Raw genomic sequence first — 26,104 nt, 5'->3', positions numbered from 1 at the left:
TCTCCCTGACTGTTAACGCGTGGCGTTCGCGTTGCGTAATGGTGACGATGACGGGGTAAAACCCGGCAAGTAGCGGAAAACCGACAGATCGTCGGCGGCGATCGCCGGGGTTTTGCCGCTGATAAGGTCGGCCAGCAGCTGACCGGAGCCGCAGGCCATCGTCCAGCCGAGCGTGCCGTGTCCGGTATTCAGATAGAGATTGCTGAGCGGCGTCGGTCCGACAATCGGCGTTCCGTCTGGCGTCATAGGACGCAGACCGCTCCAGAAGCTGGCCTGTTCGATATGACCGCCCTCAGGATAAAGATCCCGCACCACCATCTCCAGCGTTTCCCGCCGCGCAGGCAAGAGTTTGTTGTTAAAACCAACAATTTCCGCCATGCCGCCGACGCGGATACGGTTGTCGAAGCGGGTAACCGCCACCTTGTAGGTTTCGTCGAGAATCGTAGAGACCGGCGCGGCCTCTGGATTTTTCACCGGAATAGTCAGGGAGTAGCCCTTCAGCGGGTAGACCGGAATATCGAGGATATGCTTCAGCAGCGCGGTAGAGTAGGAGCCGAAAGCCACCACGTAGCTGTCGCCTTTGATCACTTCATCGCCGCACTTCACGCCGTAAATGCGGTTGCCTTCGCGCAGCAGCTGATCGACCGGCGTATTGAAGCGAAACACGACGCCCGCCTCCTGCGCCATTTTCGCCAGCTTTTGCGTAAAGAGCTGGCAGTCGCCGGTTTCATCGTTGGGCAGGCGCAGTCCGCCGGTCAGCTTGTGCTGCGTGGTCGCCAGCGCCGGCTCAACGCGCGCCAGCTCGTGAGCGTGCAGCAGTTCGTAAGGCACGCCCGCCTCGCGCAGCACCTCGATATCTTTACTGGCGCTGTCGAACTGCTGCTGAGTGCGGAACAGCTGCAGCGTGCCGCCCTGCCGTCCTTCATAGGCGATGCCGGTCTCTTCGCGCAGCGCCTTCAGGCAGTCGCGGCTGTATTCGGCGATGCGCACCATGCGGCTTTTATTCTGCTGATAGTGCTGCATGTCGCAGTTGCGCAGCATGTTCCACATCCATTCCAGCTGAAAGCTGCTGCCGTCCAGGCGGATAGCCAGCGGCGCATGACGCTGGAACATCCATTTAACCGCCTTCAGCGGCACGCCCGGCGCGGCCCAGGGCGCCGCGTAACCGGGCGATATCTGACCCGCGTTGCCTGCGCTGGTCTCCAGCGCAGCATCGGGCTGGCGATCCAGCACCGTCACCTGATGGCCCGCGCGCGCCAGATACCAGGCGCTCGCCACGCCAACCACACCACTACCGAGAATCACTACGTGCATATCGCCCCCACCGGCAAATTCAAAAGCATAATTCACTAGACTACAGGGCAATACCAGCGCATTCACACCTGCCGGTAACAGCCCTTACCTCATTAACTTATTTCACATGTTTTTCACTTTTTCGAACACTAAAATCGTTAGCCAGAGATAAAATCAGTAACTTATGCGCCTTTTTACCGCTTCTTAGCAGTTAATAATAGCGTATGCGGCAATATCCACTTATTTCAGGAGAATAAGCCGACGCCATACAATCCACTTATAAACAGCATTTTATCCCGACTTTTCGCCATTTAGACTGACAAGCGTTCATCAAATGCTTTTGCGCTCATTTTGGGATGATTTTGTGCCGAATAATTCAGTTGAGTTCCGCGTTCAGATAGGTGACAGTGGGCTATCATTGAAGTGTTCGCCTGTTTTTGGGGTTCTCTTTCTTAGGGATGAGCCTTGAAATTACCGAAACCGGCTGCTCGCAGCGGGCAGGCCTGTTTGCAAAACAGAGGTGCGCTATGACGACAATCTTTGACGATCCGATTAAGGACAGCAAACGACTCAGCGATGGACCGGACTGGACATTTGATTTGCTCGATGTCTACCTTGCGGAAATTGACCGCGTAGCCAAACTCTACCGACTCGACACCTATCCCCATCAGATTGAAGTCATCACCTCCGAGCAGATGATGGACGCCTACTCCAGCGTCGGTATGCCGATCAACTACGCTCACTGGTCGTTCGGCAAAAAATTCATCGAAACCGAGCAGCGTTATAAGCACGGACAGCAGGGACTGGCGTATGAGATTGTGATCAACTCCAATCCCTGTATCGCCTATCTGATGGAAGAGAACACCATGACCATGCAGGCGCTGGTGATGGCGCACGCCTGCTATGGCCACAACTCTTTTTTCAAAAATAACTACCTGTTCCGCAGCTGGACCGATGCCAGCTCTATCGTCGACTATCTGCTGTTTGCGAAGAAATATATTTCCGACTGCGAAGAGCGTTACGGCGTCGAAGAGGTAGAACGACTGCTCGACTCCTGCCACGCGCTGATGAACTACGGCGTCGATCGCTATAAGCGTCCGCAGAAGATCTCCTTACAGGAAGAGAAAGCGCGGCAGAAGAGCCGCGAAGAGTATCTGCAAAGCCAGGTGAATACGCTGTGGCGCACCCTGCCGCGCCGCGAGAAAGAGGCGGTGCAGGTTGAGGCGGCGCGCTATCCCTCTGAGCCGCAGGAGAACCTGCTCTACTTTATGGAGAAGAACGCGCCGCTGCTGGAACCGTGGCAGCGCGAGATCCTGCGCATCGTGCGCAAGGTGAGCCAGTATTTCTATCCGCAGAAGCAGACGCAGGTGATGAATGAAGGCTGGGCGACCTTCTGGCACTACACCATCCTCAATCATCTCTATGATGAGGGCAAAGTCTCGGATCGCTTTATGATCGAGTTCCTGCACAGCCATACCAACGTGGTGTTCCAGCCGCCTTATAACAGCCCCTGGTATAACGGCATTAATCCTTACGCGCTCGGCTTCGCGATGTTTCAGGATATCAAGCGCATCTGTCAGTCGCCGACGGAGGAAGATCGTTACTGGTTCCCAGATATTGCCGGCTCTGACTGGCTGGAGACCCTGCACTTCGCCATGCGCGAATTCAAGGACGAGAGCTTTATCAGCCAGTTCCTGTCGCCCAAGGTGATGCGTGACTTCCGCCTGTTTACCGTGCTGGACGACGACCGCAACAACTATCTCGAGATCGCCGCCATCCATGATGAAGCGGGCTACCGCGCCATTCGTCAGCAGCTTTCCGCACAGTACAACCTGAGCAATCTGGAACCAAATATTCAGGTGTATAACGTCGACCTGCGCGGCGATCGCTCGCTGACGCTGCGCTACGTGCCGCAAAGCCGTACGCCGCTTGACAAGAGTCGCCGCGAGGTCATGAAGCATGTGCATCGCCTGTGGGGGTTTGATGTGATCCTCGAACAGCAGAACGAAGATGGCAGCGTCGAGCTGCTGGACCGCTGTCCGACGCGCGGCAATGCGCTGTGAGAGACAGGTAAAAAGAAAAAACCGGACGCTGTCCGGTTTTTTTATAGCGGTAAGTCAGGCGCTGTCGCGGGTAGCCTGAAAAAAACGGATGCTGTTAGCGCTTGCTGCCGAGATCTTCCGGCATGCTTTTCTGCATGCTGTGCCAGATCTCGCCGCTGCGACGGCCATACTCGCGCACCGCATCGACAATCTGATCCTGCGACGGCTCTTTAACGCACAGCGCTTCGAGCCGCGAGTAGAAATTGCGCGCCAGCTCGCGGGCCTCTGGATTAGAAAAATAGTAGCGGCCCACGCGGGTATAAAGCCCTTTCAGGCCGTTGAGAATCAAACCGTAAATAGGATTGCCGGAAGCGAACGCCAGACCGCGGAACACGCGGTAGTCGAGTTCGGTATAGGCATCGGCCTGATCCTCAATGCCGGCGACGCTCTCCAGCACCGCGCGCGCCTTGTCGGGATGGTGACGCAGCGCGCGGCTGATAAAGATCGAGGCGATATTGGTGCGCACCGACAGCAGGTTGTCGATCAGCACAGGGACGCTATCGTGATCCAGACGCGCCAGCGTCTCCAGAATATTCAGACCGGAGGTTTCCCAGAAGTCGTTTACGCGTGTCGGTTTGCCGTGCTGGATCGTCAGCCATCCGTCGCGCGCCAGACGCTGCAGCACTTCACGCAGCGTGGTACGGGTTACGCCGATAAGTTCAGAAAGCTCACGTTCAGCGGGAAGGATTGACCCAGGAGGAAAGCGGCTGTTCCAGATGCTTTCAATAATATACTCTTCAGCAAATCCCGCAGGGCTCTGCGCCTTAATGACCATAGCGATATGTTCTCTTTGCTTTCTTTGTCGAAATGGCACTCATCATACCAGACGTCCTAAGCGTGTATAGACTGAGCAGGGATTAAAAGCGCGGGCTGGCGCAAAAATCAGCGGCCGCACGCAATCCGGCAAGGGAAGATTGCGCCCCGCTGATTCGCTGATTACCCTTTGCCCATCGTTTTTTATACGGGACTTTATGCCATGGAAATCACCTGGGGCCAGGCGCTGCATCGCAACTTTCTCGGCCAGTCGCCTGACTGGTACAAAAAGCTGCTGCTGGCGTTTCTGGTCGTCAATCCGCTGCTGTTCTTTTTCGTCAGCCCGTTTCTTGCCGGCTGGCTGCTGATTGCCGAGTTTATCTTTACGCTCGGCATGGCGCTGAAATGCCACCCGCTGCTGCCCGGCGGTCTGCTGACGCTGGAAGCGATCGCCATCGGCATGGCCAGCGCCGAACAGGTTAAGCAGCAGCTGGCGGATAACCTTGAAGTGCTGCTGCTGCTGATCTTTATGGTCGCCGGCATCTTTTTCATGAAACAGCTGCTGCTGTTCGTCTTCACGCGGCTGCTGCTGTCGCTGCGGTCGAAGGTGCTGCTCAGCCTCACCTTCTGCCTGGCGGCCGCGTTTCTTTCCGCCTTTCTTGACGCCCTGACGGTGGTCGCCGTCGTCATCAGCGTCGCCGTCGGCTTCTATCAGATCTACCATCGCGTCTCTTCCGACCCCGACTACGCCGCAGCGGATCCCGATCCGCGCGCTACGCTCGAGCAGTTTCGCGCCTTTCTGCGCAGCCTGATGATGCAGGCTGGCGTCGGTACCGCGCTGGGCGGCGTGATGACCATGGTAGGCGAACCGCAGAACCTGATTATCGCTCATGCGGCCGGCTGGGATTTCGCCAGCTTCTTTCTGCGTATGGCGCCGGTTACGGTGCCGGTGCTGCTGTGCGGCATTCTCACCAGCCTGCTGGTCGAGCGCTTTCGCCTGTTCGGCTACGGCGCCACGCTGCCGGACGCGGTACGCGTCATTCTGCTGCAGAGCGATCGCGAGGAGAAGGCGCAGCGCACGCGCCAGGATCGGCTGAAACTGTGGATTCAGGCGGCTATTGGCCTCTGGCTTATCATTGCGCTGGCGCTGCATCTGGCGGAGGTCGGCCTGATTGGCCTGTCGGTGATCGTGCTCGCCACGGCGCTGTGCGGTGTGACGGACGAGCACACCATCGGTCAGGCCTTTACCGAAGCGCTGCCCTTCACCGCGCTGCTGACGGTGTTTTTCGCCGTGGTGGCGGTGATTGTCGAGCAGCAGCTGTTCAGCCCACTGATCGCCTTTGTGCTGCAGGCTGAGCCGCACGCCCAGCTAAGCTGGTATTACATCTTTAACGGCCTGCTCTCATCGATATCTGACAATGTTTTTGTTGGATCGGTGTTTATCAACGAGGCGAAACAGGCGTTTGCGCACGGCGCGATCGATCTGCAGCAATATGAACTGCTGGCGGTGGCGACCAATACCGGCACCAATCTGCCGTCGGTGGCGACGCCTAATGGTCAGGCGGCGTTTCTGTTCCTGCTGACGTCCGCGCTGGCGCCGCTGATCCGCCTCTCGTATGGGCGGATGGTGTGGATGGCGCTGCCCTTCACCATCGTGATGTCGCTGGTCGGCTTTGTCTCTCTTCACTGGCTGCTGGAGCCGGTCACGGACCTTTTGCAGCTGTGGGGCTGGATAGCGACGCCGCTGATGTAAATGCCTGAACTGGATCAGGTAAAGCCCAAATTGACCAGGATTTTCGCCAGCGCCTGGCTGGCACCGCCGCGCTTTTGGTTTACACTGCGTGGCACTACCGTTTACAGGGAAAGCAAGATGTTGCGATATCTGAATCAATGTTCTCGCGGTCGCACCGCCTGGCTGCTGCTGGCGTTAACAGCGCTGGCGCTGGAGCTGGTGGCGTTATGGTTCCAGCATGTGATGGGCCTGAAGCCGTGCGTCATGTGCATTTATGAACGCTGCGCGCTGTTTGGCGTCATGGGCGCGGGCATCGTCGGCGCCATCGCGCCAAAATCGCCGCTGCGCTGGGCCGGGCTGGCTATCTGGATCTACAGCGCCTGGGAGGGAGCGCGTCTCTCGTATGAACATACGATGATCCAGCTTCATCCCAATCCCTTTACCACCTGCGATTTCGCCGCGCGTTTTCCGAGCTGGCTGCCGCTGGACAAGTGGCTGCCGTCGGTGTTCGTCGCCAGCGGGGACTGCGCCGAGCGCAGCTGGACCTTCCTGACGCTGAGCATGCCGCAGTGGATGATCGTGGTGTTCGCCGCCTATCTGATTGTGGCGATTCTGGTATTAATAGCGCAGCCGTTGAAACCGAAACGCCGCGATATTTTCTCCCGCTAAAAAAAAGGCTGCTCTGGCAGCCTTTTTATCGCTTATCCGTTGCGGTCTGGACGATCGATAATATGGTCTTCCCAGTCGCGCACTTCGCTTTCCCGCACTGCGATATAGCGCACCGAAATACGCTGCGCGTGCATCGCCGACTTTGATCCACTCACCAGCGGATGCCACGCCGGCAATCCTTTTCCTTCGCCCAGTAGACGATAGGCACAGGTGCGCGGCAGCCAGTTAAACTGCGTCAGGTTCTCACGCGTCAGCTTGATGCAGTCCTCTTCATATTCGAAGCGGCGCTCATAGTTGCGGCACTGGCAGGTTTTGATATTGAGCTGATTGCAGGCGACGTTGGTAAAGTAAATCTCGTCGGTATCGGCGTCCTGAAGCTTATTCAGGCAGCACTGGCCGCAACCATCGCACAAGGACTCCCACTCGTCGTCGTTCATTTGATCGAGGCGTTTCGTCTGCCAGAAAGGAAGTTCACTCATGATGGCTGCGTCCGGGTTAATCATAAAACCGCACCTTATATCGGGTCAGGCGCGGCGTTGCAAGCTTTACAGCACGCGCGTGCTGATGCCGTGCCCGGCCAGCGACACTTCCAGCGTATCGCCCGAGCGCAGCGGGCCAACCCCTTCCGGCGTGCCGGTCAGCACCACATCACCCGCGCGCAGGGTAAAATACTGGCTCATATGGGCGATAAGCGGCAGAATTTTATGGATCATATCGGACGTTCTGCCAAGCTGACGCACTTCGCCGTTCACCACCAGCTTAAGCTCGGTATCCTGCGGATCCCCTGGAAACTCCGCTGAGGGAATAAAGCCGGAGAGCGGACAGGAATTATCGAAGCCCTTCGATTTTTCCCACGGCTGGCCCGCTTTTTTGAATCCCGCCTGCAGATCGCGCAGCGTCAAATCCAGCGCCACGCCGTAACCGGCAATCGCTTTCGCCACGTGCTCCTCGCCCGCCTGCTTAAGCGTGGCGCCGATTAATACGGCCAGTTCGACCTCGTGATGCACTTCACCAAAGGCGGAGGGAAGAGAGAGCGGCTGACGCAGATCGCAGATGGCGGTTTCCGGTTTGATAAACACCACCGGCTCAGCTGGCGTGGCGCTGCCCATTTCCTTAATGTGTTTCGCATAGTTGCTGCCGACGCAGACCACTTTGTTAACCGGAAAATCCAACAAGGCGCCCTGCCAGTTACGATGCTGATACATGCTAATCCCCTGCTCTGGTTTATGTGTTGCCAGCGACGCCGGCACGTTGATGTTTGCGGTTCAGCGGATCTTAAGCCCGCCGTAACGGCCATAATAAGATGCTTTAGCAAAGATTAGTGTGCGTAAATTGTCAAAAAAGCGTGAATATATGCTGCCGAGGCGGTGAATTTATCGCCAGCAAGCGGGCAATAAAGAATAATGAACAGTAAAAGGCGCGGTAATCGCGCCATTATTTTGCTGGAAATCGTTATATATAATTATGCTGAAGAAGCAGGAAGCACTGATTATATTTACAGATGAATCTGAATTAATCTTTTTTTGCCGACTCAAGGTGAACTTTCAGCAAACTTTCAACCGGCGGCGGGATTTGCAAATAATAGCCCTGATCGATAAGTGCCTGTTTAACTTTATTGATGTCGGCGTTGGCCAGACGGTCGCGTCCGTCCAGCTTCAGCACCATGGCCAGCTGCGGCTTGCCGAAGCCGCGCAGCAGCTCGTCAGGCACGCGGGAGAAATCGTCCTTTTTTTCAACATAAAGATAAGTCTGGTCACGGGTCGGGCTTCGGTAGATCACACAAAACATATTTTTTACTCGAATAAACCTGGATGGTGGCTTGCCTGGAAATAACAGTAACTATAACATGCTTGCAGAACTTCGAATATTCACCGGATGGACTGAAATGATGATTTTATCGACGTTTGTTCGCCGGATGAGAAAACAGGACTGAGTGGGACAGATGTCACAAACGCCAATCGAATTCAAAGGTAGCAGTTTTACCCTGTCTGTTGTTCATCTGCACCATCCCGAACCTGAAGTGATTCGCAAGGCGCTTCAGGACAAAATCGATCAGGCGCCGGATTTCTTAAAAAACGCGCCGGTGGTACTCAACGTGGCGGCGCTTAACGGCAACGTCAACTGGAAACAGCTGCAGCAGGCGATCGCCGCGACCGGATTGCGCATCGTTGGCGTCAGCGGCTGCAAAGACGAGGCGCTGAAACGCATGATCGCCCGCGCCGGTCTGCCGGTTCTGGCGGAAGGCAAAGAGAGCGTGCGCCGCAACGAAACGCCAGCGCCAGCGCCAGCGCCACAACCTGCCGCTCCCGCAGAGCCGGTGGCGAGCAAAACGCGCATTATCACCACGCCGGTGCGTTCCGGGCAGCAGATTTACGCGCGTAACGCCGATCTGATCGTCACCAACAGCGTAAGCGCCGGCGCCGAACTGGTCGCCGACGGCAACATTCATATTTACGGCATGATGCGAGGACGCGCGCTGGCGGGCGCCGGCGGCGATCGCAACAGTCAGATTTTCTGCACCAACCTGGCAGCAGAGTTGGTCTCCATCGCCGGCGAGTACTGGATCATGGATCAAATCCCGGCGGAATTTTTTGGTAAAGCCGCGCGCCTCAGCCTCGAAGAGGGCGCGCTGACTATCCAGACACTTAATTAGGCCCCTTTTCTTCTGTTAAGGAAATCAATATTTATGGCACGCATTATTGTAGTTACATCCGGTAAAGGGGGCGTTGGCAAGACCACGTCAAGCGCGGCCATCGCCACCGGTTTAGCGCAAAAAGGCAAAAAAACGGTCGTCATCGATTTCGATATTGGCCTGCGTAACCTGGATCTGATCATGGGCTGCGAACGCCGCGTGGTTTACGACTTCGTTAACGTTATCCAGGGCGATGCCACGCTGAACCAGGCGCTGATCAAAGACAAGCGCACCGAGATGCTGCATATCCTGCCCGCTTCCCAGACGCGCGATAAAGACGCGCTGACCCGCGAAGGCGTGGAAAAAGTGCTCAACGATCTGGCGGCGATGGATTTCGACTTTATTGTCTGCGACTCCCCGGCAGGCATTGAGACCGGCGCGCTGATGGCGCTCTACTTTGCCGATGAAGCGATTATCACCACCAACCCGGAAGTTTCGTCGGTGCGCGACTCCGACCGCATTCTCGGTATTATCGCCTCTAAATCTCGCCGCGCCGAAAACAGTCAGGAGCCGGTTAAAGAGCACCTGCTGCTGACCCGTTATAACCCTGGCCGCGTTAATCGTGGCGACATGCTGAGCATGGAAGACGTGCTTGAGATCCTGCGCATCCCTCTGGTGGGCGTCATCCCGGAAGACCAGTCGGTGCTGCGCGCCTCTAACCAGGGCGAACCAGTGATCCTCGACACGAATTCCGATGCCGGCAAAGCCTATGCTGATACCGTAGATCGGTTACTCGGCGAAGAACGTCCCTTCCGCTTTATTGAAGAAGAGAAGAAGGGTTTCCTGAAACGCCTGTTCGGGGGATAAACCATGGCATTACTCGATTTCTTTTTATCCCGGAAGAAGAACACTGCCAACATAGCCAAGGAAAGGCTGCAGATTATCGTGGCAGAACGCAGAAGGGGCGACAGTGAGCCCCACTATCTTCCGCAGCTTAAGCGCGACATTCTGGAAGTGATTTGCAAATATGTGAAGATCGATCCAGATATGGTCACCGTCCAGCTTGACCAGAAAGGCGATGATATCTCCATTCTGGAACTGAACGTGACGCTGCCTGAAACGGAAGAAGCGGCCAAATGACAGTGTCGGTTTCCTGATATTCCCCTGCTGCTTAGCAGGGGAATGTTTTCTGTCAGTACTGCGCCAGAATCGCCTCGATACGGGTTTTAAACAGATCGCCGCGCCAGCCTGCCAGCAGCTCCGGCACGCGCGTTTGCGGCTTGAGTCCCCAGTACTGGCTCAATACCTGATTGATCTGACGGCGCGACGCCAGCAGCTCCTGGCTGAAGCCGGTCTCCTCGCTCACATCCTGCACCAGCGCCTTGATCGCCTTGAATACGTTCTTGTAGTGCGGATGATCCACCAGATTGCCCAGCGGCGGCGGCAGCGCCTCTTCCGGCAGCGCCTGCGCGTCGGCCACCAGCGCCACCAGGGTTTTGCCGTGGAAGCGGATTTCATGGCCTGACAGGCCAAGGTGATCCAGCTCGCCCAGTGAGCCCGGCATAAAGCGCGCCACTTTCCACAGGTTCTCTTCGCGCACCACGAAGTTAACCGCCATATCTTTTTCGCGCGCCACGTTCAGACGCCAAGCCGCCAGCAGCTGCAGCGCCGCCAGCTGGCGCGGACGCAGCTGCCACGCGTTGGTGATGTCGCGCCAGGCTTCCTGCGGCTGCAGGACGTCGAGACGTCGCTGGCAGAGCTGGTCGCATTCGCTGAGCGCCGCGGCCATATTGCCCGCCGCCTCGGTCAGGGTCATCAGCTGTTGCGCAATCGGCAGCAGATAGTGCACGTCCGCCGCAGCGTAGTCGCACTGACGCTGCGTCAGCGGGCGCGCCAGCCAGTCGGTGCGTGATTCGCTCTTATCCAGCGTGACCTGGGTGAAATGCGCCACCATGGCGGCAAAGCCCCACGAGAGCGGCTGGCCGCTGAAGGCCGCCAGAATCTGCGTATCGATCATCGGCTGCGGCAGCACGCCGAAACGGTGCAGAAAGACTTCAAGATCTTCGCCGCCCGCGTGCAGAAACTTTTTCACCTGCGTGTCGCTCAGCAGCGCAATAAACGGCCTCCAGTCGCTGATGGTCAGCGGATCGATCAGCACCAGCTGTTCGCCGTCGAACAGCTGAATCAGTCCCAGCTGTGGATAATAGGTACGGGTGCGGACGAATTCGGTGTCGAGCGCGACGGCCGCATGCTGGCGGGCCTTCTGGCAGACAACGGCCAGCTGCTCATTTTGGTCGATCAGGGAATAATTCAAATCTCGTTTTCACCGCGACAGACTGCGCGCGGCGCTCCATCTCATCATCAATAAAAACGCCGGGCTACGCCGGCGTTCAACCAGAAAACTTGCCTGACGTCAGCTTGCGCTGGGTCGGGCCTCATCACGCAGTTCGCGCCGCAGGATTTTCCCTACGTTGCTTTTCGGCAACTCGTCGCGGAACTCGATAATTTTCGGGACCTTATAACCTGTCAGCTGACGCCGACAGTGATCGAGCAGCTCTTCTTTGGTCAGCGATGCCTCTTTCTTCACGATGCAGACTTTAACCGCTTCACCCGAGAGATCGCTCGGCACGCCGATCGCTGCCGCTTCCCGCACTTTGGGATGCTGCATCAAGACATCTTCAATCTCATTGGGATAGACGTTAAAACCCGAGACGAGGATCATATCTTTTTTGCGGTCCACGATACGAATAAAGCCTTGCGGGTCAACGGTAACAATATCGCCGCTGAGGAGCCAGCCATTTTTCAGCACCTCTTCCGTGGCGTCCGGCCGCTGCCAGTAGCCTGCCATTACCTGCGGGCCGCGGATCCAGAGCTCGCCCGGCGCGCCAGGTTCGACATCGTTGCCCTGATCGTCCACCACGCGCACGTCGGTCGAAGGCACCGGCAGACCGATACTGCCGGTATGTTCAGTAATATCGTATGGGTTAACCGACACCAGCGGCGAACACTCCGTCAGGCCATATCCTTCCAGCAGATAGTGGCCGGTGAGCTTTTCCCAGCGCTCCGCCACCGCTTTCTGCACCGCCATGCCGCCGCCCGCCGAAAGGCGCAGCGTGGAAAAGTCGAGTTTATTAAACTGCGCGTCGTTGAGCAGCGCGTTAAACAGCGTATTGACGCCGGTAATGGCCGTGAAGGGAAACTTCGACAGCGATTTTACAAAGCCGGGTATATCGCGCGGATTGGTGATCAGCAGATTTTGCCCGCCCAATTCGAGAAACAGCAGGCAGTTCACCGTCAGCGCGAAAATATGGTAGAGCGGCAGCGCGGTCACCACATTCTCTTTGCCGTCGCGCAGCAGTTTGCCGTAGGTCGCCTTGGTCTGTTCAAGGTTGGCCTGCATGTTGCGGTGGGTCAGCATTGCTCCTTTGGCGATGCCGGTGGTGCCGCCGGTGTACTGCAAAAAGGCCAGATCGTCGTTGGCGACGCTGGGACGCTGATAGGCGAGCGCTTCGCCCTGCTGCAGCGCATGACGAAAGCTCACCGCGCCCGGCAGATGGTATTTCGGCACCATCTTTTTAATATATTTCACGACGAAGTTCACCAGCGTAGCCTTTACCGGCCTGAGCTGGTCGCCGAGGCGCGTCAGGATAACGTGCTTCACCGCCGTCTCCGCCACCACCTTCTCCAACGTATGCGCGAAGTTCGAGACGATAACGATGGCGCTGGCGCCGCTGTCGTTGAGCTGGTGCTTGAGCTCGCGCGGCGTATAGAGCGGATTAACGTTGACAACCACCATGCCGGCGCGCAGCACGCCAAACAGCGCCACCGGATACTGCAGCAGATTCGGCATCATCAGCGCGACGCGATCGCCTTTTTTCAGGCCCAGCCCGGACTGCAGGTAAGCGGCGAACGCGCGGCTCTTTTGTTCCAGCTGCCGATAGCTCAGCGGCTGTCCCATATTGATAAAGGCGGTTTGATCGGCGTAGCGCTGTGTAGCCTGTTCAACTAAATCGATCAAAGAGGTATAACGATCCGCGTTAATTTCGGCGGGCACATCTGCCGGATAGCGTTTCAGCCAGACCTTATTCAAGGGTTCACCTCGATTTATATGTTGTTGTTCCATTGCACCCTCAACACCCAGCCAATTAACAATATTTTAACTCATTGTACCAGTTTGCCGGATTCGGCCTGCTGAGGTTGCGAAGCGCATCACTAATTTTCATCCCGCTTTTCAGCGGCAATAAAAAGCCCGGTCGCGACAGGCGCGGCCGGGCCTGAAATCTTGTCTTAAACGCTTATTCCGTCAGAATCGTTTCCACCTGCGCGGGCCCGCTGTTCATGCCCCAGTAGGGATTAGGTCCCCAGTAGCCGGGATGACGACGCGACGGGCCGTACCAGATCCAGGGATCGATCGGCTGCGGCGGCGTGTTGATCTGCTGCGTCAGATGCCAGCGCTGATAGCCGCGCACATCAACCACGACAAAGTTGTAGCTGGCCGCGCCGATGGTGCCCTTCTCCGTTCCCTTGATATTGCCCAGCACGGTAACGTACTGATTATTCACGTCGGTGGGATCGACGAAGTTATTGATATCGGCATAAATACGCCCGACGGAAGCGGCGCCTAAACGCGGACGCGCGCTGTCGTCCAGCGGCTGCGTGGCGATCTCCAGTCGGGTTTTGCCGTTAAGGTTGGTGACCTTAACCACTTTGCCGCCGAAGCGGGACTCCTGACCGACATAGAGCGACGGATCGTTCATTACGCGAACCAAATCCTGCTGGGGAAGCTCGGAACTTCCTTTGATCGCGTCAGGCACCGTCACGCACCCGCTGAGCAGCAGCGCGCAGGCTAACAAAACACCGGACATTCCTTTATGACATACTGACATAGGCATTCTCCTAAAAGATGTTTGTTAGACTGGCGCTGTCGCAATAAGTTGCGCCGCAAGTTCTCAGCGACCCGGCAATTTTTTCCACGCCACTTCGTTACGCAAATAGGTCGGTTCCGCGTGCTCAGGCTGAACGGTTGCGCCGCGCTGCCACGCCTGTTGCGCCAGCGGCAACATATCTTCCGCAGCGGGCAGTTCGACGCCGCTCTCTCTGAGGGCTAAGGCGTGGCCCTGCTGCAGCTGCGGCCAGGCCTGCCAGCCGGTGCCGGCGATAAACCACTCGCCTTCCAGCGCCTGCATGCGCGCCAGCGCCGCATCCGGCGACAGCACGCTTTCACTCGCTTCACCCTGCCAGACGCCGTGTTCGTCGCGCTGATACTCGGCCCAGTAAACCTCGCCCATGCGCGCGTCGATCGCCGCCAGCACGCGCGTCGCGCCCTGCTGGCGATATGCGCCCTGCGCCAGGGTCGCCAGCGTCGAGATGCCGATCATCGGCAGCATGGCGCCGAACGCGAGGCCCTGCGCGATACCGATGCCGATACGCACGCCGGTAAAGCTGCCGGGTCCGCGGCCGAACGCCAGCGCGTCGAGCGCCGTCAACTCCAGCTGCTGCGCCTGCAGCAGCTCTTCGATCAGCGGCAGAATACGCTGCGTATGGTCGCGCGGCGCGATTTCAAAACGGGCATCGATCTGCTGCTGATTAAGCAGCGCGGCTGAACAGGCTTCTGTCGCAGTGTCCAGCGCCAGGATTCGGGAAGACATAACAACCTCGGGTCATCTAAAACGGCGCGCATGTTAGCACAGCCTAAGGAAAATTACTGTTTCGCTTGCTGCGTGAAGGCGATGGCGCGCGCCAGATCGCGAGTGCGCGGCGTCGGCGGCAGGCTGTTGAGAAACAGCGCGCCGTAGGGACGCGACACCAGCCGCTGATCGCAAATCACCAGCACGCCGCGATCGTCCGTGTCGCGGATCAGACGCCCTACGCCCTGCTTCAGAGTAATCACCGCGTCCGGCAGCTGCACGTCGCTAAAGGGATCGCCGCCGCGCAGACGACAATCCTCCATACGCGCCTTCAGCAGCGGATCTTCCGGCGAGGTGAACGGCAGCTTGTCGATAATCACCAGCGACAGGGCGTCGCCGCGCACGTCGACGCCCTCCCAGAAGCTGCTGGTTGCCACCAGCAGCGCGTTGCCCGCTTCGATAAACTGTCGCAGCAGCTGGCCTTTGCTGGTTTCGCCCTGCACCAGCACCGGCAGCGTCATGCTGGCGCGAAACTCCGCCGCCAGTTCGCGCATCATCAGGTGCGAGGTACAGAGAAAGAAGCAGCGTCCTTTATTGGCGTCGATCAGCGGCTTCATCATGCGCGCCAGCTGACGCGCGCCGCCGGGTCGATTCGGCTCCGGCAGATTGCGCGGCACGCAGAGCAGCGCCTGACGGCTGAAGTCGAACGGACTGTTGAGGATCAGGGTCTTTGCGCTGCTGACGCCCAGACGGTCGGCGAAATGATGCATCTCTTCATTCACCGCCAGCGTCGCGGAGGTGAATATCCACGCCGCCTTGCGCGCGTCCATCACTTCCCGGAAACGTTCCGAGACCGAGAGCGGCGTTAAGGCGAGAGTAAAATGGCGCGAGGTGCACTCGTACCAGTAGCTGTAGCCGGGCTCGTTGATGGCGCGCAGCCGCTTGAGGCGTCCGCGGTAGAGCGCAGCGCGTTCGAAGGCCGCGTCCAGCAGCGCCGAGCGTCCCAGCGACATTTTTATGACGTCGTAGCAAAGCTCGAGCGCGTCGTCGAGCAGCGTAAACATGCGCTGCACGTTGTTGTCGGCGAAGAGTTCGCGCAGATTGCCGCGGTAGCCCGGATCGCCCAGCGTCAGGCGGAAATCCTGCGCGCACTGCGCGAGGCGGTCCGCCGATTTCTGCAGCTGCTGCACGTCGCGCACTTCGGTGCGGTAGGCAATATTGATGTCTTTCGCCAGGTCGAGCAGCTGGCGGCTGGAGAGCTGCTGCCCGAAGTACTGGCTGGCAATATCGGGGATCTGGTGCGCCTCATCGAAGATCATCACGTCCGCTTCCGGGATCAGCTCCGCGAAGCCGCTCTCTTTGACCACCAGATCGGCGAGAAACAAGTGGTGGTTTACCACCACCACGTCGGCATCCATCGCGCGTTTGCGCGCTTTGACCACAAAGCAATCTTTGTAGAGCGGGCAGTCGCTGCCGAGGCAGTTGTCGTTGGTGCTGGTCACCAGCGGCCAGATCGGGCTGTCTTCGGTGACGCCGCCGCAGCTGCTGATATCGCCGTCAACGGTTTGCGACGACCAGCCGCGCAGCGTAACCAGGTCGCCCAGCGCCTGGGCGTTAAGATCGCCGCCCGCCATCGACTGCTGCTCCAGCCGCTCCAGACAGAGGTAGTTAGAGCGTCCTTTCAGCAAGGCGGTTTTACCGGTGAAATTTAACGCCTTCGCGATGGTTGGCAAATCGCGGCCGTAAAGCTGATCCTGCAGCGCCTTCGAACCGGTTGAAACAATCACTTTTTTTCCGGCGCGCAGCGCAGGCGCCAGATAGGCGTAGGTTTTCCCCGTGCCCGTTCCCGCCTCTACCACCAGTTCGCCGCCGGCCTTCACGGCCTCTTCTACTGCCTGCGCCATTTCACGCTGCGCCTCGCGCGGCTTAAAGCCGGCAATCGCCTGCGCCAGCGCGCCATCTACTGCAAAATCGTCCGCCACACTTCCTCACCCGTTTCGGCAAAAACACTGTAATTATGTCAGTATTCCGCTGGCCGCTCCACAACTGATGACAGCGGCCCCTGGACTATGCCAGGCTATCAACTGGAAAAGTAAGGAGAAACAATGACCATTACCCGTATCGATCCCGAACACCGCATGTCCGAAGCCGTTATCCACGATCAAACGGTTTATTACACCAGCGTGCCGGAAAACCTCGACGCCGACGCCGAGGCGCAGACCGCCAACGCGCTGGCGGTGATTGACGCCCTGCTGACGCGTGTCGGTTCGGACAAGAGCAAGATCCTCGACGCCACGATTTTTCTGGTGGAAAAAAGCGATTTCGCGGCGATGAACCGCGCCTGGGACGCGTGGGTATCGCCCGGCAACGCGCCGGTGCGCTGCACCGTTCAGGCCGGGCTGATGAATCCGAAGTATAAAGTAGAGATCAAAATCGTCGCGGCGCTATAGGCTGCCGCGCCGGACGCTACTCTTCATCCTCGTCATCTTCGAAGCGCGCCAGGGTCCGCTCGCCCGTATGGGTCTGGCGGATCTCCTGCGCGACCTGAGTAATCGCCTCTCCGCTGGACATGCCGCCAGCCATCAGCTCCTGAATACGCTCCACCGCCTGCTGCTGCTGCTCGTGGGAGAGTGCCGGTAAACCCTTAAACATCATTCACTCCTGGTTGCGAGGCGGGCACTGTTCCATGCGGAACAAACAGGTGCCAGCCGGGAAAAAATATGTCAGGCTAACGCCCTCATTGATGTCTGATTTTTGCCGAAAAATGGTCTCAACGCTCAGTCTACACTATACGCAGGATGCGCTCAGCGCGCATTTCGCCAGGATTTCTCATCTTCCCTGGGCGATGCTGCTCACCTCAGGTCATGCCGAGCATGCGGATAACCGCTTCGACGTGCTGACCGCCGATCCGCGCGCCACGCTGGTGACCCACGACGACCTGACGACGATTAGCGCGGACAATGCCGTCAGCCAGAGCGCCGAGGATCCGCTGCAGCTGGTGCGGCGGCAGTGCGAGGCGCTGGGCGCGCTCCCCGATCGCCGTGACGATCTGCCGTTTCAGGGCGGCGCGATCGGCCTGTTCGGCTACGATCTCGGCCGCCGCTTCGAACGCCTGCCGCAGCAGGCTGCGGACGATCTGACCACGCCCGATATGGCGATCGGCATCTACGACTGGGCGCTAATCGCCGACCACCATCTGCAGCGCCTGACGCTGGTGTCGCTGGGAGACGCGCAGGCGCGGCTGCGCTGGCTGCTCCAGTGGCCGCCGCGCGAGGCGGCGCCCTTCTCGCTCACCAGCGGCTGGCAATCTAATCTGAGCTACCGCGACTACGCCGAACGTTTTCACACGGTGCAGGCCTATATCCAGGCAGGCGACTGTTATCAGGTCAATCTGGCGCAGCGCTTCCAGGCGCGCTATCAGGGCGATGAGTGGCAGGCGTTTTGCCGCCTCAACGCCGCTAACCGCGCCCCTTTCAGCGCATTTTTAAGCCTGCCCGACAGCGCCATTCTCAGCCTGTCGCCGGAGCGTTTTTTATCGCTAAAGGGCGATGAGATTGAAACCCGACCGATTAAGGGCACGCGGCCGCGCGCGGCCGATCCCGAATTCGACCGCCAGGAAGCGCTGGCGCTGGCGCAGTCGGAAAAGGATCGCGCCGAAAATCTGATGATCGTCGATCTGTTGCGCAACGATATCGGCCGCGTCGCCGCACCGGGATCCGTCAGCGTGCCGGCGCTGTTCGAGGTCGAACCTTTTCCGGCGGTGCACCATCTGGTCAGCACCATTCGGGCGCGCCTGCCCGCCTCGCTGCACGCCAGCGATCTGCTGCGCGCCTGTTTTCCCGGCGGCTCTATAACCGGCGCGCCTAAAATCCGCGCGATGGAGATTATCGACGAGCTGGAGCCGCATCGCCGCAACGCCTGGTGCGGCAGCATCGGCTATCTCAGCCTGTGCGGACGCATGGACACCAGCATCGCCATCCGCACGCTGATCGCCGAACGGCAGCAGCTGTTCTGCGCGGCGGGCGGCGGCGTGGTCGCCGATAGCGAGCTGGATGCCGAATATCAGGAAACGCTACACAAAGTCAGCCGCATTTTACCTGCGCTGTCTGGAGACGACGAATGAAGCCGCTTACGCTCGACGCCTTTATTACCCGCTTTATGCTTCATCAGCCGGAAAAGCCGCAGCAGCGTCCCGCTGGTCGCCAGGCTGCGGTGCTGGTGCCGATCGTCGCGCGCGACGCGCCGGGCCTGCTGCTGACGCGTCGTTCGCGCGAGCTACGCAAGCACGCCGGTCAGGTCGCCTTTCCCGGCGGCATGCAGGACGACGACGACGCCTCGCTGGTGGCGACCGCGCTGCGCGAGGCGCAGGAAGAGGTGGGCATCGATCCTGGCGAAGTGAAGGTTATCGGCCAGCTCGCCCCCGTTACCAGCAGCACTGGCTTTAGCGTGACGCCGGTGGTCGGCATCATATCGCCGCAGATTGCGCTGCACATCAATCCCGACGAGGTGGAAAGCGCCTTCGAGATGCCGCTGGAAGAGGCGCTGCGGCTTAACCGCTATGCGTCGCTCGAGGTGCAACATGCCGGCCTGCGTCATCCGGTCTGGCTCTCGGTCTATGAGGAGTATCTGGTTTGGGGCATGACGGCTGGCATCATCCGCTCTCTGAGCCAGCAAATTGCGTTCTGACCCCCGCTCCGCTCTCATTTACCTTTTATAAACAATCTGTTGCGCTCTGCTGTGCAGGATAACTATTTCTCGCCTGAACGATTAATTTATTTCATGCGAAAAGGCGTTCGTTTACCCGGGTCGACGATTACTATTAGCGCCATAAACTGCCCCGGCAGAGATAAAAATTATTTGTGAGGAGTGTCGCCTGTGATTAGCGTTTTTGACATGTTCAAAGTGGGCATTGGCCCGTCGAGTTCCCATACCGTGGGGCCGATGAAAGCAGGCAAGGAGTTTGTCGACCTGCTGATTGAACAGGGAAAACTTCAGGAGGTGACGCGCATCGCCGTAGACGTGTACGGCTCGCTCTCGCTAACCGGCAAGGGCCACCATACCGATATCGCCATTATTATGGGGCTGGCGGGCGCCTCCCCGGCCACGGTGGATATCGACAGCATTCCCGCCTTTATTAAAGATGTCGAGCAGCGCGAGCGGCTGCTGCTGGCCAACGGCGCGCATGAGGTGGACTTCCCGCGCGAAGGCGGCATGGTGTTCCGCAGCGAGAATCTGTCGCTGCATGAAAACGGCATGCGCCTGCTCGCCTTTGCAGGCGATCTGCTGATTTTAAGCAAAACCTACTATTCGGTCGGCGGCGGCTTTATCGTTGACGAAGAGCATTTCGGCCAGTCGACGCTGGATGAAGTGAGCGTGCCCTGGCCTTTCCACTCGGCGAAAGAGCTGCTGGCGCACTGCCGCGAAACCGGCCTGTCGCTCTCTGGTCTGGTGATGAAGAATGAACTGGCGCTGCACTCGCGCGACGAGATCCGCGACTACTTTACCGACGTCTGGCAGACCATGCAGGCCTGTATCGATCGCGGGCTGAATACCGAAGGCGTGCTGCCGGGTCCACTGCGCGTGCCGCGCCGCGCCGCCTCGCTGCGCCGTCTGCTGACCTCATCGTCCAAACACTCCAACGATCCGATGAACGTCATCGACTGGATTAATATGTTCGCGCTGGCGGTCAACGAAGAGAACGCCGCCGGCGGCCGCGTCGTGACCGCGCCGACCAACGGCGCCTGCGGCATCGTTCCGGCGGTGCTCGCCTATTACGATCACTTTATCGAAACCGTGACGCCCGATATTTTCACCCGCTATTTCCTCGCGTCGGGCGCCATCGGTATTCTGTATAAAATGAACGCCTCGATTTCCGGCGCGGAGGTGGGCTGTCAGGGCGAAGTGGGCGTGGCCTGTTCTATGGCGGCCGCCGGACTGACCGAACTGCTGGGCGGCAGCCCGGAACAGGTCTGCGTCGCAGCCGAGATCGGCATGGAGCATAACCTCGGCCTGACCTGCGACCCGGTGGCCGGTCAGGTGCAGGTGCCCTGCATCGAGCGCAACGCCATCGCCTCGGTGAAGGCGATCAACGCCGCCCGCATGGCGCTGCGCCGCACCAGCGAGCCGCGCGTTTCGCTCGATAAGGTTATCGAAACCATGTATGAAACCGGCAAAGATATGAACGCCAAATATCGCGAGACCTCGCGCGGCGGCCTGGCGATAAAAGTTCAGTGCGACTAATGTCCCGGCGTCGGTTGTTTTTCGCGCAGTCATCATGAATTGCGCGTCTGGCCCTACCTCATCGCCCTGATTAACGATAGAGTAATGATTCGCGCGACCTTCTCAGGTCGCGCGGTTATTTCAGTACCGCTTTTTTTATCAAGCATGGCTAAACCTTATTTGCGCCTTGCCGATAATCTCCCCGTTATCCTGCTTTAATTTAGTGTGTGGAAGGTGGTTACTGATGCTTTTGGCCCAGCAATATGTTGGACAGTTTCGCCGTAAGCGACTCTTTATCGCGTTGGTGATCGCCGCTGTGGTTTTAATATTGACGCTGGCTTTGCGCTTTTTTGAAGAGAAATCGCGTATCGAAAAGCAGTCACTCAATTTCGCTGACAACGCCATTCAGCGCTTCGACCGTATGTTTTCGCCGCTCGACGTTTCGGCGAACAATACACTGGGGCTGGTCGGCGTGCCCTGTCAGGATGTGCGCTTCCCGCTTATTGAGAAAATTTCCGCGCTGCAAACCGTACGCGCCATACTGCTGGTGGAAAACGACACCATTTATTGCTCCAGCATTTACGGACCGCGCGCCATTCCTTTTAGTCAGACCTATCCCGAGCTGGCGATTAATAATCAGCGCATGATGCTGACCACCGACAATTACCTGCTGAAAGGTTCACCGATCCTGCTGCTGTGGACGCCTAAGTCGCTCGATAACCGCTCCGGCATTTTGCAGGCGATTAATATCGAGCTGATGAGTACCTATCTGCTGGAGCCGCAGCGTCCCTGGGTCGAGCGCGCTATTTTCAGCGTCGGCGGCGAGAGTCTGGAGTACGGCAATCCGCTGATTGAGCCGACGATGCCGTCAGAGGATGAGGTCAGCTACGACCAGGGTTCGCTGCGCTATCCTTTTTCCATTACGCTCTATGGCCCACCGCCGGCGCGCCTGGCGATGGCGTCGCTGCCGTCGCAGCTGCCGCTGGCGCTGCTGCTGAGCCTGCTGATCGGCTATATCGTCTGGCTGGCGACGGCGAATCGCATGAGCCTGAGCTGGCAGATCAGCTACGGCATTACCGCCAATGAATTTATGGTCTACTGTCAGCCGCTGATTAACGCCCAGAGCGGCGAGTGCGACGGCATCGAGCTGCTGCTGCGCTGGCATAACGCGCGCCAGGGCTGGATCCCGCCTGACGTGTTTATTCCGCTTGCCGAGCGACAAAATCTTATCGCGCCGCTGACGCGCTTTGTGATCGACAAAGCGGTGGCGCAGTTGCCGAATCTGCCGCGCTGTCCGTCGTTTCATATCGCCATTAACGTGGCTGCCAGCCACTTTCGCGATCGCGCCATCGTCGAGGATCTGCAACAGCTGTGGTGGCCGGCGAATCCGCTGCCGAAGCTGGTGGTGGAGCTGACGGAGCGCGACGCATTGCCGGTGGTGGATCAGAAGGTGATTTCGCAGCTGCACAGCATCGGCGTGCGCCTGGCTATCGATGACTTCGGCACCGGACACAGCTCGCTCTCCTATCTGAAGGATTTACAGCCCGACGTGCTGAAGATCGACAAGATTTTCACCGCGGCGATCGGCACCGACGCCATTAACGCCACGGTGACCGATATGGTGATTTCGCTGGCGCAGCGTTTAAACATTAGTCTGGTGGCTGAGGGAGTCGAAACCGCCGAGCAGGCCGCCTATCTGCGCGAGCGCGGCGTGGATCTGCTGCAGGGTTATTTCTACGCGCGGCCAATGCCGATTGAGGATTTTCCCGCCTGGCTGACGCAGCATCAGACGCAGCTGACCCCGTAAAAAACGGCGCATATGCGCCGTTTAGTTTGCCTGTAAGAGCGGATGCCTGCGTGGATGAGAGGGCCCGATCGCAAAGTCGCTTTACGCATTCTTGCTCGCTCGGCCCCTCTCACCCACGCATTGAACAGCATCATCGTCTGTTCGATAAACCCGCTACAGATTTAGATTGATTACTGCTCCTCTTCCTCATCCTCGTGCGGCTTATCTTTGGTGACGCGCACCAGATCGACGCGATAGTCGGTCGCCTGAAGGATAGTAAAGTGCAGCGGCGGCAAATCGATCACCTCGCCCGGCAGCGGCAGCTGGCCTTTCTGACCAATCAGCAGACCCGCCAGCGAGGCGTGATCTTCATCGGGGTCGACCAGGTCATTGACGTCAAACAGCTGCTGGAGCGAATGCAGGTCGGTGCCGCCCTTCACAATCCAGCCGTCGCCGTCGGCGATAATGTCTGGCGTTTCATCCTCGTCCGGGAATTCGCCGGCGATCGCTTCCAGCACGTCCAGCGGCGTAATCAGCCCCTGCACTACGCCGAACTCGTTGGTAACTATAACGAAACTGCCTTTGGCGCGGCGCAGCACGCCCAGCAGATTAATCGGATCCAGCGTTTCCGGCACCACGATAGCGGGTGACGCGGCGGCAAAGGTCGCCACATCCATGCCATGTTCGATCGCCACCAGCAGCTCTTTGGCGCGCACTACGCCGATAATCTCATCCAGCTCGCCGCGGCACACCGGGAACAAGCTGTGCGGCGTGTCGAGCAGCTGAATACGGATTTCGTCCATTGGACGCTCGGCGTCAACCCAGGAGATTTCGCCGCGCGGCGTCATAATGCTGCGGATAGAGCGCGACGCCAGCGTCAGCACGCCGTTAATCATATAGCGCTCTTCATCCTTAAAGGCCTCCTGCGGCATCGCCTGCGTCAGAGGCGACTCTTCGTTCACCGCAGGCTGGGCCGGACGCTGACGACCGCCCATCAGACGCAAAATCGCCTCGGCGGTGCGCTCGCGCATTGGACGATGCGCCTGATGGCGCATAAAGTTGCGGCGCGCAATCTGGTTAAACAGTTCGATCAGAATAGAGAAGCCGATCGCCGCGTAGAGATAGCCTTTCGGGATATGGAAGCCGAAACCTTCCGCCACCAGCGACAGGCCGATCATCAGCAGGAAGCTCAGGCAGAGCACCACCACGGTAGGATGCGCGTTGACGAAGTTGGTCAGCGGCTTCGAGGCCAGCAGCATAACGCCCATGGCGATCACTACCGCCGTCATCATGATCGGCAGATGGTTCACCATGCCGACCGCCGTGATCACCGCATCCAGCGAGAAGACCGCGTCCAGCACCACAATCTGCGTCACCACCGCCCAGAAGCTGGCGTAGCTGCGGTTTCCCTGATGCTCGAGCTGACGGTTCTCCAGCCGCTCATGCAGCTCCATCGTCGCCTTGAACAAGAGAAACACCCCGCCCACCAGCAGAATCAAATCACGCCCTGCAAAGCTAAACTCGCCTACGCTAAATAACGGACGCGTCAGCGTGACCATCCAGGAGATCAGCGACAGCAGGCCCAGGCGCATCACCAGCGCCAGCGACAGGCCGATCAGGCGCGCCTTATCGCGCTGCTTCGGCGGCAGCTTGTCGGCAAGAATAGCGATAAAGACCAGGTTATCGATACCAAGCACGATCTCCAGTACGACAAGCGTGAGCAAACCGGCCCAGATTGAGGGGTCGAAGAGAAATTCCATCATTGACTCCTGAACGAGAGACAGACTGAACGATATCGTGCCAGCGTCGTGTGGTGACGTGACAGAAAGACAATCGGGTGAACTACAGGTACGCCGTCAGGCGTGAGGGAAGGCGCGGATGCGCGCATCAAAGTGGTTAAGCGACGTCGGTGACGATCCATAAAGGTGGGCTGAAACCCGTTACTCCTGAGTAATAAACAGATCGTTAATGTAACAGGCCAGTAATGTACGTCAAAAAATTTTCTTTCATTTACAAATGATTCGGCGGTGATTCGCCAATAAACCCTGTTTAAGGCGAGTTCGGCCGTCTGATTACTGACGACCGTCACATAAATTATTTTTTCGCGCACTAAAATAAATCGCGATTCACCGATTCATTGAAGACGCCCGAAGAATGATTCTTTAATTCAGATGTTTTGACTACGTTTGTCGCCAGATAACCGTAGCGATAACTCATAACGATTCGTCGACTCCAGACGAATTTCTTTAGCGAACGGAGGTAGCAAGTGACCATTGCGATAGTGATTGGTACACACGGCTGGGCAGCCGAGCAACTGCTGAAAACCGCAGAGATGCTGTTGGGCGAGCAGGAGAACGTCGGATGGATCGACTTTGTGCCCGGCGAAAATGCAGAAACGCTTATTGAAAAATATCAGGCGCAGCTGGCAAAGCTGGATACCTCGAAAGGGGCGCTGTTTTTGGTCGATACCTGGGGCGGAAGTCCGTTCAACGCTGCCAGCCGCGTGGTGCTGGATAAAGAAAATTACGATGTCATCGCCGGGGTCAATATTCCGATGCTGGTAGAAACGCTGATGGCGCGCGACGACGATCCCAGCTTTACCGAACTGGTTGGCATCGCGGTGGAAACAGGTCGCGAAGGCGTTAAGGCGCAGAAAACCGAGCTTGCCGCGCCGCCTGCCCCAGCCGCCGCCCCAGCCGCCAAAGCGCCGCCTGCCCCAGCGCAGCCGCTGGCGCCGGGCGAACATATGAAAATCGGGCTGGCGCGCATCGACGACCGCCTGATCCACGGTCAGGTGGCGACGCGCTGGACCAAAGAGACCAACGTCTCGCGCATTATCGTGGTCAGCGACGAAGTCGCAAAAGATCACGTGCGCAAAACCTTGCTGACGCAGGTGGCGCCGCCCGGTGTGACCGCGCACGTGGTGGACGTCGACAAGATGGTGCGCGTCTGGAATAACCCGAAATATGGTCGCGACCGCGTGATGCTGCTGTTCACCAATCCCACCGACGTGCTGCGCGTCGTGGAACAGGGCGTCGACATTAAGTCGGTCAATATCGGCGGCATGGCGTTTCGCCAGGGTAAAACCCAGGTCAATAACGCCGTCTCGGTCGATGACAAAGATATCGCCGCGTTCCGTAAGCTCAATGAACGCAATATCGAGCTGGAAGTCCGTAAAGTCTCCAGCGATCAAAAACTGAAAATGATGGACCTGATTGCGAAGGTCAATGCGTAAAACGCCGGCAGCTGCGCCTGCGGGCCAGTTAACGCTATCCTGCTGAGGAGAAGGGA

Annotated in this window: 24 protein-coding genes; 12 read left to right on the top strand and 12 right to left on the bottom strand. The window is 58.3% G+C overall.

What is annotated here, in order from left to right; translation table 11 throughout:
- Positions 1-12: 12 nt before the first annotated feature.
- Positions 13-1,314 (bottom strand): D-amino acid dehydrogenase, encoded by a 1,302-nt coding sequence (locus PVE98_RS08885; protein ID WP_096073273.1) that lies wholly within the window; start codon positions 1,312-1,314, stop codon positions 13-15.
- Positions 1,315-1,820: 506 nt separating this feature from the next.
- Between PVE98_RS08885 and PVE98_RS08880 the strand changes: the two genes are divergently transcribed.
- On the top strand, positions 1,821-3,356 hold the full coding sequence (locus tag PVE98_RS08880; RefSeq protein ID WP_033746648.1) for a SpoVR family protein: 1,536 nt from the start codon (positions 1,821-1,823) through the stop codon (positions 3,354-3,356).
- Between the two features lie 94 nt (positions 3,357-3,450).
- Here the strand turns inward: PVE98_RS08880 and fadR are convergent, their stop codons facing one another.
- Positions 3,451-4,170, bottom strand: a complete 720-nt coding sequence (gene fadR, locus PVE98_RS08875) for a fatty acid metabolism transcriptional regulator FadR (protein ID WP_033746644.1) — start codon at positions 4,168-4,170, stop codon at positions 3,451-3,453.
- Between the two features lie 201 nt (positions 4,171-4,371).
- Between fadR and nhaB the strand changes: the two genes are divergently transcribed.
- The gene (nhaB, locus tag PVE98_RS08870; protein ID WP_096073274.1) at positions 4,372-5,901 is read left to right on the top strand and encodes a sodium/proton antiporter NhaB; all 1,530 of its coding nucleotides are present in this window, start codon (positions 4,372-4,374) and stop codon (positions 5,899-5,901) included.
- 117 nt (positions 5,902-6,018) lie between these two features.
- A complete protein-coding gene (gene dsbB, locus PVE98_RS08865) occupies positions 6,019-6,549 on the top strand; it encodes a disulfide bond formation protein DsbB (RefSeq protein ID WP_033747938.1) in 531 nt (176 codons plus the stop codon).
- Between the two features lie 32 nt (positions 6,550-6,581).
- Here dsbB and PVE98_RS08860 read toward each other — a convergent pair whose 3' ends face one another.
- From PVE98_RS08860 to PVE98_RS08850, 3 genes are all read right to left on the bottom strand, one after another.
- Positions 6,582-7,028: a YcgN family cysteine cluster protein gene (locus PVE98_RS08860; RefSeq protein ID WP_033747936.1), complete on the bottom strand. Its 447-nt coding sequence runs from the start codon at positions 7,026-7,028 to the stop codon at positions 6,582-6,584.
- Between the two features lie 66 nt (positions 7,029-7,094).
- Complete coding sequence (locus PVE98_RS08855) at positions 7,095-7,754, bottom strand: fumarylacetoacetate hydrolase family protein (protein ID WP_033746640.1); 660 nt, start codon at positions 7,752-7,754, stop codon at positions 7,095-7,097.
- 307 nt (positions 7,755-8,061) lie between these two features.
- Positions 8,062-8,337 (bottom strand): YcgL domain-containing protein, encoded by a 276-nt coding sequence (locus PVE98_RS08850; RefSeq protein ID WP_033746638.1) that lies wholly within the window; start codon positions 8,335-8,337, stop codon positions 8,062-8,064.
- Between the two features lie 154 nt (positions 8,338-8,491).
- Between PVE98_RS08850 and minC the strand changes: the two genes are divergently transcribed.
- The 3 genes from minC to minE are packed head-to-tail and all read left to right on the top strand — an operon-like array spanning position 8,492 to position 10,321.
- Complete coding sequence (gene minC, locus PVE98_RS08845) at positions 8,492-9,202, top strand: septum site-determining protein MinC (RefSeq protein WP_096073275.1); 711 nt, start codon at positions 8,492-8,494, stop codon at positions 9,200-9,202.
- 33 nt (positions 9,203-9,235) lie between these two features.
- Entirely contained in the window at positions 9,236-10,048 is an 813-nt protein-coding gene (gene minD, locus PVE98_RS08840) for a septum site-determining protein MinD (protein WP_033746633.1), read from the top strand.
- Between the two features lie 3 nt (positions 10,049-10,051).
- Entirely contained in the window at positions 10,052-10,321 is a 270-nt protein-coding gene (minE, locus tag PVE98_RS08835; RefSeq protein WP_033746630.1) for a cell division topological specificity factor MinE, read from the top strand.
- Positions 10,322-10,373: 52 nt separating this feature from the next.
- Here the strand turns inward: minE and rnd are convergent, their stop codons facing one another.
- The 5 genes from rnd to PVE98_RS08810 form a co-directional block, all read right to left on the bottom strand.
- Positions 10,374-11,495: a ribonuclease D gene (gene rnd / locus PVE98_RS08830; protein ID WP_096073276.1), complete on the bottom strand. Its 1,122-nt coding sequence runs from the start codon at positions 11,493-11,495 to the stop codon at positions 10,374-10,376.
- Between the two features lie 99 nt (positions 11,496-11,594).
- Positions 11,595-13,271, bottom strand: coding sequence for a long-chain-fatty-acid--CoA ligase FadD (fadD, locus tag PVE98_RS08825; RefSeq protein ID WP_127908382.1), 1,677 nt, complete (start codon positions 13,269-13,271; stop codon positions 11,595-11,597).
- 205 nt (positions 13,272-13,476) lie between these two features.
- Positions 13,477-14,067: a Slp family lipoprotein gene (locus PVE98_RS08820; RefSeq protein WP_033746625.1), complete on the bottom strand. Its 591-nt coding sequence runs from the start codon at positions 14,065-14,067 to the stop codon at positions 13,477-13,479.
- 63 nt (positions 14,068-14,130) lie between these two features.
- Positions 14,131-14,829 carry a tRNA (adenosine(37)-N6)-threonylcarbamoyltransferase complex dimerization subunit type 1 TsaB gene (gene tsaB, locus PVE98_RS08815; RefSeq protein WP_096073277.1) on the bottom strand — a complete coding sequence of 233 codons (699 nt, stop codon included), beginning with the start codon at positions 14,827-14,829 and terminating at the stop codon, positions 14,131-14,133.
- A 53-nt stretch (positions 14,830-14,882) separates the two neighbouring features.
- On the bottom strand, positions 14,883-16,790 hold the full coding sequence (locus tag PVE98_RS08810; protein ID WP_033746619.1) for an ATP-dependent DNA helicase: 1,908 nt from the start codon (positions 16,788-16,790) through the stop codon (positions 14,883-14,885).
- 123 nt (positions 16,791-16,913) lie between these two features.
- Here PVE98_RS08810 and PVE98_RS08805 point away from each other — a divergent pair, with 123 nt between their 5' ends.
- Entirely contained in the window at positions 16,914-17,258 is a 345-nt protein-coding gene (locus PVE98_RS08805) for a RidA family protein (RefSeq protein ID WP_033746617.1), read from the top strand.
- A 16-nt stretch (positions 17,259-17,274) separates the two neighbouring features.
- On the opposite strand, the gene PVE98_RS08800 is transcribed toward PVE98_RS08805, so the two are convergent.
- Positions 17,275-17,460: a YoaH family protein gene (locus PVE98_RS08800; protein ID WP_033746616.1), complete on the bottom strand. Its 186-nt coding sequence runs from the start codon at positions 17,458-17,460 to the stop codon at positions 17,275-17,277.
- 91 nt (positions 17,461-17,551) lie between these two features.
- On the opposite strand from PVE98_RS08800, the gene pabB reads away from it, so the two are divergent.
- The 4 genes from pabB (at position 17,552) to PVE98_RS08780 (ending at position 22,834) form a co-directional block, all read left to right on the top strand.
- A complete protein-coding gene (gene pabB, locus PVE98_RS08795; RefSeq protein ID WP_227741484.1) occupies positions 17,552-18,931 on the top strand; it encodes an aminodeoxychorismate synthase component 1 in 1,380 nt (459 codons plus the stop codon).
- Positions 18,928-19,494, top strand: a complete 567-nt coding sequence (locus PVE98_RS08790) for a CoA pyrophosphatase (protein ID WP_096073279.1) — start codon at positions 18,928-18,930, stop codon at positions 19,492-19,494. Before pabB ends, PVE98_RS08790 begins: the two co-directional genes overlap by 4 nt.
- Before the next feature lie 189 nt (positions 19,495-19,683).
- Positions 19,684-21,048, top strand: a complete 1,365-nt coding sequence (locus PVE98_RS08785) for an L-serine ammonia-lyase (protein ID WP_096073280.1) — start codon at positions 19,684-19,686, stop codon at positions 21,046-21,048.
- A 223-nt stretch (positions 21,049-21,271) separates the two neighbouring features.
- Positions 21,272-22,834 (top strand): EAL domain-containing protein, encoded by a 1,563-nt coding sequence (locus PVE98_RS08780; protein WP_096073281.1) that lies wholly within the window; start codon positions 21,272-21,274, stop codon positions 22,832-22,834.
- A gap of 170 nt (positions 22,835-23,004) precedes the next feature.
- Here PVE98_RS08780 and PVE98_RS08775 read toward each other — a convergent pair whose 3' ends face one another.
- Positions 23,005-24,573, bottom strand: coding sequence for a TerC family protein (locus PVE98_RS08775; protein ID WP_033746603.1), 1,569 nt, complete (start codon positions 24,571-24,573; stop codon positions 23,005-23,007).
- Positions 24,574-25,079: 506 nt separating this feature from the next.
- Here PVE98_RS08775 and manX point away from each other — a divergent pair.
- Positions 25,080-26,048, top strand: coding sequence for a PTS mannose transporter subunit IIAB (gene manX, locus PVE98_RS08770; protein WP_033746601.1), 969 nt, complete (start codon positions 25,080-25,082; stop codon positions 26,046-26,048).
- The last annotated feature ends 56 nt before the right edge of the window (positions 26,049-26,104 follow it).

The sequence above is a fragment of the Pantoea sp. GABEPS69 genome (genome assembly GCF_045780835.1).
Classification (GTDB): Bacteria; Pseudomonadota; Gammaproteobacteria; order Enterobacterales; family Enterobacteriaceae; genus Pantoea; species Pantoea septica.
Note: the sequence above shows the minus strand (reverse complement) of the source record. Positions and strands in the feature narration are given on the sequence as shown.